The sequence below is a fragment of the Streptomyces canus genome (assembly GCF_001514145.1).
GTDB classification, from domain to species: Bacteria; Actinomycetota; Actinomycetes; order Streptomycetales; family Streptomycetaceae; genus Streptomyces; species Streptomyces canus.
Window position 1 is genome coordinate 125,321 of the sequence record NZ_KQ948656.1, and the last position, 12,881, is coordinate 138,201.

A 12,881-nucleotide genomic window follows, 5' to 3' on the forward strand; every position below is an offset into this window, starting at 1 on the left:
CAGCATGACGCTGGGGGCGGCGGCGCGCACGGTGCGGGTCGACGGGCGGGCGGGTGCAGCCAGCTCCCGGGCGTGGCATCGGTCTTCTCTTCGCCGCCCCGAGACGAAGTGGCTATCGGACCCGCACGAACGCGGCCTGCCGGCCACCGTCCGGCTGACCGGTCCGCTCGCCCCGGACGACGCCCTGAGGGAGCTGCCGGGGCAGGGGACAGGGGCGGCGCCCCGTCGGCGGCTGGTGGGAGCGGGTCACATCTCGAAGACGATGCGTGCCTTGATCTGCCCGTCGAGGACTTCGGCGATGGAGTCGTTGACGGTGTGCAGGGGCCGGGTTTCGTAGATGACCTTGGTGCGTCCGGCGGCGTGGAGCTGGAAGACCTCGTCGAGGTCCTGTCGGGTGCCGACGATGGAGCCGATGACGGAGGTGCCGTTCAGGACGGTGTCGAAGATCGGCACGCTGATGGTTCCGCCGGCGGGCAGGGCGACCATGACCAGTTTGCCGCCGCGCCGCAGTCCGCCGTAGCCGGAGGCGAACGCCTGCTCGTTGACGGCCAGCGCGATGGCGGCGTGGGCGCCGCCGTGCTGCTTGAGCACCTTCGCGGGGTCTTCCTTGCGGGCGTCGATGAGGATGTCGGCGCCGAGCTCGCGGGCGAGGTCGAGTTTGTCGTCGGTGACGTCGATCGCGGCGACGGTGGCGCCGGCGATCTTCGCGTACTGCACGGCCAGGTGGCCGAGCCCACCGATGCCGGAGATCGCCACCAGCTGAGTGGGACGAACACCGGCGACTTTGAGGGCCTTGTACGTGGTCACGCCTGCGCAGGTCAGCGGGGCGGCCTCGCGTGGGTCGATGCCGTCGGGGACCAGGGCGGCGAAGTCGGCCGGGGCGAGCATCTTCTCGGCGTAACCGCCGTCGACGCCGTAGCCGGTGTTGATCTGCTGCTCGCACAGGGTCTCCCAGCCGGACAGACAGTGCTCGCACCGTCCGCAGGCCCAGCCCAGCCAAGGCACGGCCACGCGCTGCCCGATCTCCGGGTGGGTCACGCCCTCGCCGAGCGCCTCGACGATGCCGACGCCCTCATGGCCGGGAACGAAGGGCGGGGTGGGCTTGACGGGCCAGTCGCCGCGCGCGGCGTGGATGTCGGTGTGGCACAGCCCGGACGCCTCCACGCGGATGCGGACCTGGCCGGGGCCGGGCTCCGGATCCGGCCGTTCCTCGATCACCAGCGGCTGGCCGAAGGACCGGACGACTGCTGCCTTCATCACATGCTCCTCAAGGGCTGACTGTGCGGCGCGGTGCGGATCCAGCGTCGGCTCGGTCCTGGCGCGGCGGCAGGTCCTGGACGTCCTCGGGGATGGGGCCGATCGGCCCCGAGCAGGTCGGAGACCGACCCCTTGAGCCGGACAGCGCACGGAGTCGCCGACCACCACACCGCGCCCGCATCTCGCGGCGGTCGGTGCGACGTCGGAGGCGTGTTCCAGGCCGACCACGCGCATGAGCGAGACCTGGAGATGTTGCTGGTGCCCAGCTTTCGGGCCTGCCGAGCAGATCCATGGGCCGGCCGCTGCCGGTCCGGTCATGCGCTCTGATCGGGGTCCCCAGGGGAGGCGGGGCGCTGAGAGCAGTAGGGCCGATCGGCCCTGGCCCTTTGGCCCCGGATCGCGCAAGATCTGCAATAGGCAAGGACTGGTTACACCCTGTGGGCGACGGCTCGGTGCAGGATTCGGACAGCGCAGAACAAGGAGCATCCAATGGCGGACGGCGCGCAGCCCAGCCCCGACAACTCGATCCGGGTCTTCTTGCTGGACGACCACGAGGTGGTACGGCGCGGCGTGCACGACCTGCTGAACGACGAGCCGGACATCACCGTCGTCGGCGAGGCGGCCACTGTCGAGCAGGCCCTGATCCGCGTGCCCGCGCTGCGCCCGCAGGTGGCGGTGCTCGACGTCCGCCTGCCCGACGGCGACGGCGTGACCGTGTGCCGGGAGCTGCGCTCGCAGATGCCGGAGTTGGCCTGCCTGATGCTGACCTCGTTCGACGACGAGGAAGCCCTGCTGGACTCGATCATGGCGGGGGCGTCCGGGTACGTACTGAAACAGATCAAGGGCTCGGACCTCGTCTCGGCCGTCCGCACGGTCGCCGCCGGCCAGTCCCTGCTCGACCCCAGCGCCACCGCCAGACTGATGGCCCGGCTGCGCCAGGGCCAGGAGCCGGAACCCGAGCCCGACGCCCTCCCCGGTCTGACGGACCGGGAGCGGGAGATCCTGGCCCTGATCGGCGAGGGACTCACCAACCGCCAGATCGGCCAGCGGCTCTTCCTCGCGGAGAAGACGGTGAAGAACCACATCTCCCGACTGCTGGCCAAGCTCGGCGTGGAGCGGCGCATCCAGGCCGCGGTCATCGCCACCCAGGCCCAGGACCGGGCCAAGCCACAAGGGCACTGAAGCCCGCGGCGAGCCGCTGGGCCGAACGTCCCTCCGGCTCGCCCCGTCCGGCCCAAGCACGATCCTGTCCCCGGCCAGCAGGCTGGCAGCGACACAGAAGCGGATCGATCGGGAGGACGACGGACATGGGCGTGCGCGTGGGAATCAACGGCTTCGGCCACATCGGGCGCCACTACCTGAGGCTCGCGCTGGAGCGCGCGGAGACAGCGGCCGGCACACCGGTCGAGGTGGTGGCGGTCAACGACCTCACCTCACCGGAGGCGCTCGCCCATCTGCTGGAGTACGACTCGACGTAGGGCAGGCTGCACCGCACGGTCGCGCACGACGACACCTCGATCACGGTCGACGGCCACCGCATCGCCGTGACCGCCGAACGCGACCCCGCCGCCCTGGACTGGGCCGGCGCGGCGAGGCCGCACCGCTGCTGTGAACATCATCCCGACCAGCACCGGAGCGGCCCGTGCCGTGGGCATGGTCCTGCCGGAGCCGGCCGGCACCCTCGACGGCCTCGCGGTCCGCGTCCCCGTCGAGGACGGCTCCCTGACCGACCTGACCCTCGTACTGGACCGGGAGGTGACCGTCGACGAGATCAACGCCGCCTTCCGGGCGGCCGCCGACGGGCCGCTGAAGGGAATCCGCGCCCGCCAGCCCGCGCATGCCGATGCTCGACGACATGCAGGACATCATGCGGGCGGCCTGCCTCGGACCGGCCGAGGTGACCGACGAGTAGGCCCGATCGAACGGCATCGGCATCCGCACCGCGCGGGTGTGCCGATCCGCCCGGCGCGGCCCTTTCCGGACGGCACAGATGGCGAGGCTCCCCGTCAGCGATCAGGCTGGTCATGGGCCCGATTCAGCGGCCGTCTCTCCGGGCCCGGAGGAGTTGATCGCCATGACAACCCCGGCAGGAACACCAGAGCGCCCGGTCCGGGTGAGTGCGGTGCTGGATGCGCAGCTGTCCCGGTGGCTGTGGCTGGTGAAATGGGTCCTGGTCATCCCCCACTACGTGGTGCTGTTCTTCCTCTGGATCGCCTTCAGCGTGGTGTGCGTGATCGCGTTCTTCGCCATCCTGTTCACCGAGCGCTACCCACGCCCCCTGTTCGACTTCAACCTCGGGGTCCTGCGCTGGAGCTGGCGTGTCGCCTACTACTCGTACGGCGCCCTGGGCACCGACCGCTACCCGCCCTTCAGCCTGGGTGCGGAACCCGACTACCCGGCCCGGCTGGACATCGACTACCCCGAGCGCCTCTCCCGCGGCCTGGTGCTGGTGAAGTGGTGGTTGCTGGCCATCCCCCACTACCTCGTCATCGGCTTCTTCCTCAGCGGCTGGCACCTCGGCTGGTGGGGCGGCGGGCTGATCGCCGTCCTGGTGTTGATCGCCGCCGTGACCGTGGCCTTCACCGAGAAGTACCCCCGGAGCCTGTTCGACCTGATCCTCGGGCTGAACAGGTGGGTTCTGCGCGTCGTCGCCTACGTCGTCCTGATGACGGACTCGTATCCACCGTTCCGGCTCGACATGGGAGGCACGGAACCGCACGAACCGGAGGTGGTGCCCTGATCACCTTTCCCTGGTGGCGGCGTTCCTGATCGTGCACGGGCTGCTGCACCCGGGCGTCTGGACTGCGCCGCGGCAACCCGGCAGGCCGTCCCCGTTCGACCCGTGGCTCGGTGTCGGCGTGCTGTTGGATGTGGGGGTCATCATGGCCGTGGCCTGCACGTGGCCAGCCTCCGTGCACTGAACACGAGCACGCGGTTCCGGGCCACTCAGCGCGTCAGAGCGCCCGCAGGCCGTGCTCCCGGAACTGCTCGCGCACCCGCTCCGTCAGGTCCGGATCCGGTGTGGGTGTGTCGCGCAGCGCGAAGGGGATGCCCAGCCGGTCGTACTTGTGGGCGCCGAGCTTGTGGAAGGGCAGGACATCCACCCGGTCGACGTTGCCCAGCCCGGCGAGGAACCCGCCAAGGCCGTCGACGGCCGCCGGGTCGTCGGTCCAGCCGGGCACCAGGACATAGCGAATCCACACCGGGACGCCGAACCGGTCCAGGCGGGTGGCGAAGTCGAGGGTCGGGGAAAGGTCGCCGCCGGTCAGCCTCCGGTACATCCGGACGTCGAAGGACTTGATGTCCAGCAGGACCAGGTCGGTGTCGGCGAGCAGCTCGTCGGTGGCGCGGGCGCCGAGGAAACCGGAGGTGTCCAGGGTGGTGTGCAGACCGAGTTCCTTGCAGCGGCGGAAGACCGAGGCCGTGAACGCGGGCTGCAGCAGGGCCTCGCCGCCGGTGAGCGTCAGGCCCCCGCCGGCGGCGGTGATGAAGGGCCGGTACCTCTCGATCTCAGCCATCACCTCGTCGATGGTGGTCTGTTTCCCGTCGCGCATGTGCCAGGTGTCGGGGTTGGCGCAGTACAGGCAGCGCAGTGGGCAGCCGCTGAGGAACAGCACGAACCGGGTCCCGGGACCATCCACTCCCGTGGACAGGTCCCAGGAGTGGATCCGGCCCCTCACCGGTGCGACCGTCGTGCTCACAGCGATCCGTGGAAGGTACGGCTGATCACGTCGAGCTGCTGCTCGCGGGTCAGGCGGACGAAGTTGACGGCGTATCCGGAGACGCGCATGGTCAGCTCCGGGTACTTCTCCGGGTGTTCCATGGCGTCCTCCAGCGTCGCCCTGTCCAGGACGTTGACGTTCATGTGGAAGCCGCCCGAGGCCGTGTAGGCGTCGAGGATGCCCACCAGGTGGCCCGGCCGCTCGTCGGGGTTGTGCCCCAGCCCCTCCGGGGTGATCGTCGTGGTCAGTGAGATGCCGTCCCGGGCCTCCTCGTACGGCAGCTTCGCCACCGACAGCGCGGAAGCGGCCACCCCGTGCCGGTCGCGGCCGTTCATCGGGTTGGCGCCGGGGGCGAAGGGCCGGCCGGCACGGCGGCCGTCGGGGGTGTTGCCCGTGTGCTTGCCATACACCACGTTGGAGGTGATGGTCAGCACCGACTGGGTGTGCTCGGCGTTGCGGTAGGTGGGGTGCTTGCGCAGCTTCGCCATGAAGGACTTCACGAGGTCGACGGCGATGGAGTCGACACGGTCGTCGTTGTTGCCGTACGCCGGGAAGTCGCCCTCGATCCGGTAGTCGACGGCCAGGCCCGTGTCGTCCCGGATCACCTTCACCCGGCCGTACTTGACGGCGGAGAGGCTGTCGGCGGCCACCGACAGTCCGGCGATGCCGCAGGCCATGTAGCGGTACACCGGGTGGTTGTGCAGCGCCATTTCGATGCGCTCGTAGGCGTACTTGTCGTGCATGTAGTGGATGACGTTGAGGGTGTTGACGTACGTGGCCGCCAGCCAGTCCAGCATGCGGTCGTACGCGGCCGACAGCTCCCCGTACTCCAGGTACTCGCCGGCCGGCGCGGGCGCCTCGGGAGCGATCTGCTCGCCGGTCATCTCGTCCCGGCCGCCGTTGATCGCGTACAGCAGCGCCTTGGCGAGGTTGACGCGGGCGCCGAAGAACTGCATCTGTCGGCCCACCGTCATCGCCGAGACGCAGCAGGCGATCGCGGTGTCGTCGCCGGTGCGCGGGCGCAACAGGTCGTCGGACTCGTATTGCACGGCGCTGGTGTCGATGGACACCTGGGCGCAGAACTCCTTGAACCCGGACGGCAGTTGGGGCGACCAGAGCACGGTCAGGTTGGGCTCGGGGGCCGGGCCGAGGTTGTAGAGCGTCTGCAGGAAGCGGAAGGAGGTCCGGGTGACGAGTGTGCGCCCGTCACCCCCCATGCCGCCGATGGACTCCGTCACCCAGGTCGGGTCGCCGGAGAACAGCGCGTCGTACTCGGGGGTGCGCAGGAACCGTACGATCCGCAGCTTGATCACGAAGTCGTCGATCAGCTCCTGGGCGCGGGTCTCGTCGAGGGTCCCCTCGCCCAGGTCCCGCTGTACGTAGACGTCCAGGAACGTGGAGGTGCGGCCCAGCGACATCGCGGCGCCGTTCTGCTCCTTCACCGCCGCCAGGAAGCCGAGGTAGAGCCACTGCACGGCCTCGTGTGCGGTGACGGCCGGGCGGGAGACGTCGCAACCGTACGAGGCCGCCATTTCCGCCAGTTCACCCAACGCCCGGATCTGCTCGGCCAGTTCCTCACGGTCGCGGATGACGTCCGGGCTGGAGAGCCTCGCGTCCAGCAGGGCGCGCTCGGCCCGCTTGGACTCGATGAGCCGGTCGGTGCCGTACAGCGCGACCCGCCGGTAGTCGCCGATGATCCGGCCGCGGCCGTAGGCGTCCGGCAGACCGGTGATGATCCCTGCCTTGCGGGCGGCGCGCATCTCGGGGGTGTAGGCATCGAAGACACCGTCGTTGTGGGTCTTGCGGTAGGTACCGAAGACCCGGGTGACGAAGGGGTCGGCCCGGTAGCCGTACGCCTTCAGACTGTTCTCGACCATGCGCAGCCCACCGTTGGGCATGATGGCTCGCCGCAGCGGGGCATCGGTCTGCAGGCCGACGATCAGCTCCCGGTCGCGGTCGATGTAGCCCGGCCGGTGCGAGGTGATGGTGGACGGATTGCCCGGGTCGACGTCGAGGATTCCCTTGCGCCGCTCCTCGGGAAACAGACGAGCGACCTTGTGCCAGACGGCCAGCGTGCGTTCGGTCGGACCGACCAGGAACGTCGAGTCGCCCTCGTACGGCGTGTAGTTGGCCTGGATGAAGTCGCGTACGTCGATGCGGTCGCGCCAGCGCAGGCCGGCGAAGCCTCGCCATGCCTCGGTTGCCGCCCGGGCTCCAGTTGTCACCGTTGCCGTCATCGCCGGTCTCTCCCTCGCTCTGCACGTGGAACTTCTTCGCTGTTGATGCTCGTCGCGCGCGATGCCTGCGAGGAGGGCCTGTCGGAGCACCTGGGTCTGGCCATCGGGCCCTCCCTGCCGGGCCGTTGGGCCCGTTCCGGCCCCCTGCGTCGCCTGGCCGACGTCAAACGAGCGACCGGGGCACCTCCGCCACTCGGCGGAGGTGCCCCGGTCCGATGCGCGCGCGGCCCTCAGAGCAGCCAGCGGTTGCGGCTGACCCACGGCAGCCGCGCCCAGGCCTTGCCCAGTCCCCAGGTGGCGCCGGCGCCCGCGACCGCCAGGGCGATCAGGACGATGGCGTAGATGAGGTGGTAGTCGGCGAACGGGTTGGTCGACATGCTCGCCGAGCCGTCGGACAGGTGCTTGGCCGGCGGCCACTCGGCGATCCACATGAGCGCCATCATGGCGGTGCCGGTGACCGCGGCAAGCTGCAGCGCGATGCCGGAGACGAGGGCCAGGGCGATGCCGAGCAGGCCGAGCATGAACAGCCAGTCCGCCCAGGCGGCCCCGGCCCAGGCGTGGAAGGTGGACTCCATCGGGCCGGCGGCGACCCCGCCGAGGAAACCCTTGGTGGGCGAGCCACCGTCGATCCAGCCCTTGCCGGAGCCGGTGGCGTAACCGAGGCCGAAGGTCTTGTCCAGGAACGCCCACAGGAAGACGAACCCGGTCAGCAGTCGCAGCCCGGCGAACACGTACGCACGGGTCGCCGTCGCGGTGGCGGTCGTCTCGCCGGCGGCGGGAGTCGTCCCGTCCCTGCGCAGGGACGGGAAGCGGAATCCCGGATGACGGTGGGTGTGTTCGTGCACTGCCATGATGCTCATCCCTTTCGAGGGGTATGACGCGCAGGATGTCGGGCAACTCTCGTCGCACCTTCAATGTCCCGCGTCGTCAACGCCCGTCGGAGGGGCTGCAGGGCCCGGACCGCGGGCCGAACGGCCCTCTGTCCGGGCCCCATTGGCATCGGTCAGCCGTCCCAGTTCCAGTCGGCGACCTCCGGCAGGTCGGTGCCTTCCATCAACTGCCGTACGGGGGCGGCCCTTACGGCCAGGCCGGGGGTGCGGTCGATGGCGTCCATCACCAGTCACCAGCGGTCCAGGTCGTTGCGGACCACCATGTCGAACGGCGTGGTCGTGGTGCCGACGGGCGATGTCGGCCGGTTCACGCTCTTCAGGCCGTCGGCACCAGCACCACAGGGCAGTGGGAGTGGTGCAAGGGACATGCCCGACCGGGCCGGCCCGCGCTCCGGTGCGTGCCGATGCCCACGACGCCGCCTGGCGGGTACCCGCCAGCAGGGCGTGGGCCGGGCCGGTGCGGACGGTGCGGCTGTCGACCTCGGCTGCGGGGTACTCCTCCCGCGGTCGGGCGATGCTGAAGCGGGGCACGGCTTCTTCCGCACGGTCGCTTTGGGCCCGGCGCTGCCTTCCAGGACTCGTCGCGGCCACCAGCGAGGCCAGTTCTGGTGTGGTGTGCCGGTGTGTCGCGGAGTGCACGACACGCAGCCGGACCCCACACCGGGACGCCTCCTGGAAGGCATGGGCACAGCGGCCCCATCGTCGTCGCTCTCCAGGCCGAGCAGCACCTCGCGCCCCTCGTCGCGAGGGTGATTTCCCGTGCCAGCGCCCGCACGGCGCCGCTCTCCGCGCCCCTGGACTCCATCCGCAGGCATGGCGGTCGTGGACCCGCGAGGCGGCTGATGCCAGAACCGGCCCCGCCTCGTCCCGGTCGGGCACGGCGACCGCCTCCTCGGCGGCCCGGTCCAGGGCCCGTACGGCGACCAGTGAACCGTCCACTCCGACAACCACATGACGGTCAGTCATTGTCCTTGTCTCGCGGGGCCCTACGGACCCGGCCGACGAGAAATGACAGGAAGGAGAAGGAAGTCCTTCAGGCAGGGAGATCCACCCCATACAGGGTTCGTCCGCCGAGGAGCTCCCGTCCGGTGACCAGTTCGGGCTCGATGCGGACGAAGACCGCCTGCGGCGCCGGTACCCAGGACACCGGAACGGTACGGGCCAGGCGTCCACGCTCGTCCGGGTCGGTCACCGCTGTGGCCGTGCCCGTGACGACAACGCTCCAGCCGGAGTGGCGGGCCGCATCGACGTCGTCGGTCTCGAAGGCGACCACCGCGCCCTCGATCGCGCGGACCAGTTCCGAGGCGGCGGAGGTACGCAGCACGATCGCGCCGTCGCCGTCCAGGGTGAAGTTGACCGGCAGCACGGCGGGCAGGGCGCGGCGCGTGTAGACGATGCGGCCGATGGGCGCCTTGGCCATCAGCCGCAGGCATTCCTGCCGCCCGAGTTCGCGGTAACCGTCATTGGGGTCCATCAGCCAGCCCGTCTCTCACCTGGTTCAGAGGTATTGCGTTCTTCCACCCTGCGCCGGAGCAGGCCCGACGATGAGGGGCCATGGGTCCCGGCCGTGGCGGAGAACGACCCTGGCAACACCACGGGATGGGCCGCACGGCCGGCCTGTCCGCGGTGTTCGGGGAATGTTCGGCCGCTTCGCTACGTCGGACGGGCCCCGCAAGAACCTGCGGTTGGGGCCGATCGGCCCCACCGACGGCGCGCCTCGCCTGCTCCTCAGACCAGGTCCGGTTCGTGTCGGTGAAATCACCGTCATGGAGCTGCGTGACACGGCGTCACCGATGCGCTGGGCAGATCCCGCCGAGCCGCCGACCCCCACCGAAGCGGCCGTGGAAGCCGGCGCCCCGACCACCGCGGCCGCGCTCCTGGTCGGCCCGCAGTGGGGACACAAGACCGGGTGATCCACGCTGAGCCACGGCAGACGGGCCGACCGAGTCGCGCGACGACGGCTGCCCTTGGCGGGATCACCGGCCACGGTGCGCCGGCGACGTGCCTGGCGTGCGGATCAGCTGCCTCCCAGTGGGGGGACCGTTCCAGCGTCCCACCCCTTCGCCCGGCGGCTCTCAGCCGACGGTCAGGTCAGAGCGCACGAGGGTCCCCGACCGCCCGTGGACGATCTCGTACGCGGCGTCGAGGGCGCCGATGGCGGCCAGACCACCTGTGCGTTCGACGAACCGGGCGGCGGCCTCCGTCTTGGGGCCCATCGAGTCCTCGCAGAAGCCGCCGCGCCGCAGATCGTCGGGGGTGACGTCGAGGACGGACTGCTGGTGCCTGGTGCCGTAGTCGGCGTAGACGTTCGGCACGTCGGTGAGGATCAGCAGGAAGTCGGCCTTGAGTTCCTCGGCGAGCAGGGCGGCCGTGAGGTCCTTGTCGACGACCGCCTCGACGCCGGTCAGCGCGCCGGTGTCGTGGTCGGCGGTGACGGGAACGCCCCCGCCGCCGGCGCAGATGACCAGCGCGCCGCAGGCGAGCAGGTCATGGATGGTCTCGGTCTCCACGATCCCCTCGGGCGCGGGTGAGGCGACGACCTGGCGCCACCCGGTGGTGTCCTTGGCGATGTGCCAGCCGCGCCTTCGCGCGAGGGAGTGGGCGACGTCCCGGGGATACACGGGGCCGACGCGCTTCGCGGGCCGTGCGAACGCCGGATCGTCGCCCCGTACCAGGGTGTGGGTGACCAGTGCGGCGATCTTGCGTCCGGGGAGCGTGTCGTGCAGGGCCCGGACCAGCAGCGAGCCGATCAGGCCCTCGGTCTGGGCGCCGAGCAGGTCGAGCGGGAAGGGGGCGGTCAGGACCGGGTCGGCCGCGCTCTCCATGGCGAGCAGGCCGATCTGCGGCTCGTTGCCATGAGTGATGACGATCTCGTGTTCGAGGGCGAGGGCGGCGACGGCGGTGGCCACCCGGTCGATGTTCGCCTGCTGTACGGCCGCGTCGGGGCGATCACCCCGGCGCAGCAGGGCGTTGCCGCCGCGGGCGATGACGATACGCACGGTTCAGTCCTCCAGTGTGGCGAGCTCCGGCCCGTCGAGGCCGCAGGTGTCGAGCAGTGCCCGGTTCGGACGGTTGCGGTGGTCGGGCGGTGCGGATCGGAGCACCGTGGGAACCGGTTCAGGCGTGCGGTACGACGGCGACAGGGCAGCCGACATGGTGCAGTGCAGCGTGCGTCACCGGGCCGATGTGCGTGCCGAGGTGACCGTCCCGGACGCGGCGCCCCACCACGACGAGGGAAGCACCGGCCGAGGCGCGCACCAGTGCGGTGGCCGCCCTGCCTTCGGAGACGGTCTCGGTCACGGAGATCTCGGGGAACTTCTCGCACCACGGACGCAGCGTCGAGACGACGGTGCGTTCCTGTGCCGCCAGTAGCTCCGGCCCGGCCCCTGTGGCCGCGTGCAGGTCGCCACCGTCGGCCGAGGGAACGCTGAAGGCCTGGATCACGTGCAGTGCGGCGCCGTAGCACCCGGCGAACTCGAAGGCGAACTCGATCAGCTCGTCGCAGGGGTGCCGGGTGTCCAGCCCCAGGACGACATCGCGGTACGGGGTCCCGGGAATCTCCTCCGGCGAGACACCGTCGGACGCCGGAAGGTGTTCGTCGGCGGCGGCCTCGCCCGCCCGGACGAGCACCACGGGGCGGACCGACCTGGCCACGACCCGCTGGGACACGGATCCGACCAGGAAGCCCGCGACACCGCCGAGCCCACGGGAGCCCAGCACCAGCAACTCCGCCTCCCCGGGCGCGGCGAGCAGGGCGTCGACCGCGGAGCCGGACACCAACTGCCCGACGATCCGCAGCCCGGGGTGTGCGGCCCGGACGCTGCCGGACGCTCGGTCCAGGGTCTGCTGGGCCCACTCGCGCTCACTCGTGCCCATGGGTACGGAGGCGGCCGGACGGGAATGCCAGGTCCACGCGTGCACCAGCCTCAACGCGGCTCCGCGACGCAGGGCTTCCCGGGCCGCCCAGTGTGCGGCCGCGAGGCTCTCGGTGGAACCGTCGACTCCTGCGGTGACGTGCTGCAGCATGCTGCCTGCCTCCTCCGTTTGAGCCTGTGTGCTCTTCCGGGTCGAGCCCGGCGCGGAATGTGGCGCCGCTGTGCGCGCACCCCCTTCCAACGGGTTGTCCCTCGTCTTCATCGAACCGCCGGGCTTGTTCCCGGCCAAGGGGCCCAAGGGCTCTCACGGGGTACCGGACGGCCCGGCGATGGGGCCGGGTGGCCCATGGCCCAGGAGCAGGCACGGGGACACGCTGGACATGGCAGGTTCGTACGCCCTGACTGGAGGCACGTCATGAACGCTCCCGCCACGGCCGGCATGATGCAGGCGCTGCCGGCCGAGCACCGTCATCGGTTGATGTGCTTCGCCCGGGAGGTGTCGTTCCCTCAGGGCACCCGCCTCTTCGAGGAAGGCGGCAAAGCGGATCGGTTCTGGATCATCCGTACCGGCACCGTCGCCCTCGACATGCATGTGCCCGGCCGCCGCGCGGCCGTCATCGAGACCCTCGACCACAACCAACTCCTCGGCTGGTCCTGGCTGTTCGCCCCGCACAGCTGGCATCTGGGCGCCGAGGCGACCAGCCCGGTGCGCGCCTACGAGTTCGACGCCACCGCAGTCCGCTCGATGTGCCGGGACGACCCCGCGCTCGGCGCGAGCGTCGCCCAGTGGGTGGGGGCCGTCCTCGCCCACCGCCTGCGCTCGTCCCGCACCCGGCTGCTGGACCTGTACGCCCCCTACGGCAGCGGCAGCCTCCTGTGAGCGCGCCGAGTCGAAGTGAC

The 12,881-nt window shown here is 70.8% G+C and carries 11 protein-coding genes and 2 pseudogenes; 5 read left to right on the forward strand and 8 right to left on the reverse strand.

Annotated elements, in window-relative coordinates; translation table 11 throughout:
- Positions 1 to 246: 246 nt before the first annotated feature.
- Complete coding sequence (gene adhP, locus AQJ46_RS00540; protein ID WP_059203660.1) at positions 247 to 1,257, reverse strand: alcohol dehydrogenase AdhP; 1,011 nt, start codon at positions 1,255 to 1,257, stop codon at positions 247 to 249.
- A 489-nt stretch (positions 1,258 to 1,746) separates the two neighbouring features.
- Between adhP and AQJ46_RS00545 the strand changes: the two genes are divergently transcribed.
- From AQJ46_RS00545 to AQJ46_RS00550, 3 genes and pseudogenes are all read left to right on the forward strand, one after another.
- Positions 1,747 to 2,439 (forward strand): response regulator, encoded by a 693-nt coding sequence (locus AQJ46_RS00545; RefSeq protein ID WP_059203661.1) that lies wholly within the window; start codon positions 1,747 to 1,749, stop codon positions 2,437 to 2,439.
- A gap of 125 nt (positions 2,440 to 2,564) precedes the next feature.
- A pseudogene (locus tag AQJ46_RS51540) lies at positions 2,565 to 3,075 on the forward strand (glyceraldehyde 3-phosphate dehydrogenase NAD-binding domain-containing protein); the annotation flags it as partial.
- 256 nt (positions 3,076 to 3,331) lie between these two features.
- Complete coding sequence (locus AQJ46_RS00550; RefSeq protein ID WP_059203662.1) at positions 3,332 to 3,997, forward strand: DUF4389 domain-containing protein; 666 nt, start codon at positions 3,332 to 3,334, stop codon at positions 3,995 to 3,997.
- A gap of 214 nt (positions 3,998 to 4,211) precedes the next feature.
- Here the strand turns inward: AQJ46_RS00550 and pflA are convergent, their stop codons facing one another.
- The 5 genes and pseudogenes from pflA to AQJ46_RS00570 form a co-directional block, all read right to left on the reverse strand.
- Positions 4,212 to 4,958: a pyruvate formate-lyase-activating protein gene (gene pflA, locus AQJ46_RS00555; protein ID WP_208616849.1), complete on the reverse strand. Its 747-nt coding sequence runs from the start codon at positions 4,956 to 4,958 to the stop codon at positions 4,212 to 4,214.
- Positions 4,955 to 7,216, reverse strand: a complete 2,262-nt coding sequence (gene pflB / locus AQJ46_RS00560; protein ID WP_059203663.1) for a formate C-acetyltransferase — start codon at positions 7,214 to 7,216, stop codon at positions 4,955 to 4,957. The genes pflA and pflB overlap by 4 nt, the downstream gene beginning before the upstream one ends.
- A gap of 230 nt (positions 7,217 to 7,446) precedes the next feature.
- Entirely contained in the window at positions 7,447 to 8,067 is a 621-nt protein-coding gene (locus AQJ46_RS00565) for a hypothetical protein (RefSeq protein WP_059204351.1), read from the reverse strand.
- 152 nt (positions 8,068 to 8,219) lie between these two features.
- Positions 8,220 to 8,396 (reverse strand): annotated as a pseudogene (locus AQJ46_RS59415) (phosphoketolase family protein); the annotation flags it as partial.
- Between the two features lie 743 nt (positions 8,397 to 9,139).
- Positions 9,140 to 9,580: a pyridoxamine 5'-phosphate oxidase family protein gene (locus AQJ46_RS00570; protein WP_059203664.1), complete on the reverse strand. Its 441-nt coding sequence runs from the start codon at positions 9,578 to 9,580 to the stop codon at positions 9,140 to 9,142.
- Positions 9,581 to 9,872: 292 nt separating this feature from the next.
- Between AQJ46_RS00570 and AQJ46_RS55265 the strand changes: the two genes are divergently transcribed.
- The gene (locus AQJ46_RS55265) at positions 9,873 to 10,019 is read left to right on the forward strand and encodes a hypothetical protein (protein WP_159063968.1); all 147 of its coding nucleotides are present in this window, start codon (positions 9,873 to 9,875) and stop codon (positions 10,017 to 10,019) included.
- Positions 10,020 to 10,181: 162 nt separating this feature from the next.
- On the opposite strand, the gene AQJ46_RS00580 is transcribed toward AQJ46_RS55265, so the two are convergent.
- Together AQJ46_RS00580 and AQJ46_RS00585 are read right to left on the reverse strand one after the other, a co-directional pair.
- On the reverse strand, positions 10,182 to 11,105 hold the full coding sequence (locus AQJ46_RS00580; RefSeq protein ID WP_059203666.1) for a carbamate kinase: 924 nt from the start codon (positions 11,103 to 11,105) through the stop codon (positions 10,182 to 10,184).
- 118 nt (positions 11,106 to 11,223) lie between these two features.
- Positions 11,224 to 12,132, reverse strand: a complete 909-nt coding sequence (locus tag AQJ46_RS00585) for a universal stress protein (RefSeq protein WP_059203667.1) — start codon at positions 12,130 to 12,132, stop codon at positions 11,224 to 11,226.
- Between the two features lie 264 nt (positions 12,133 to 12,396).
- Between AQJ46_RS00585 and AQJ46_RS00590 the strand changes: the two genes are divergently transcribed.
- Entirely contained in the window at positions 12,397 to 12,861 is a 465-nt protein-coding gene (locus tag AQJ46_RS00590) for a Crp/Fnr family transcriptional regulator (protein ID WP_059203668.1), read from the forward strand.
- Positions 12,862 to 12,881: the final 20 nt, after the last annotated feature.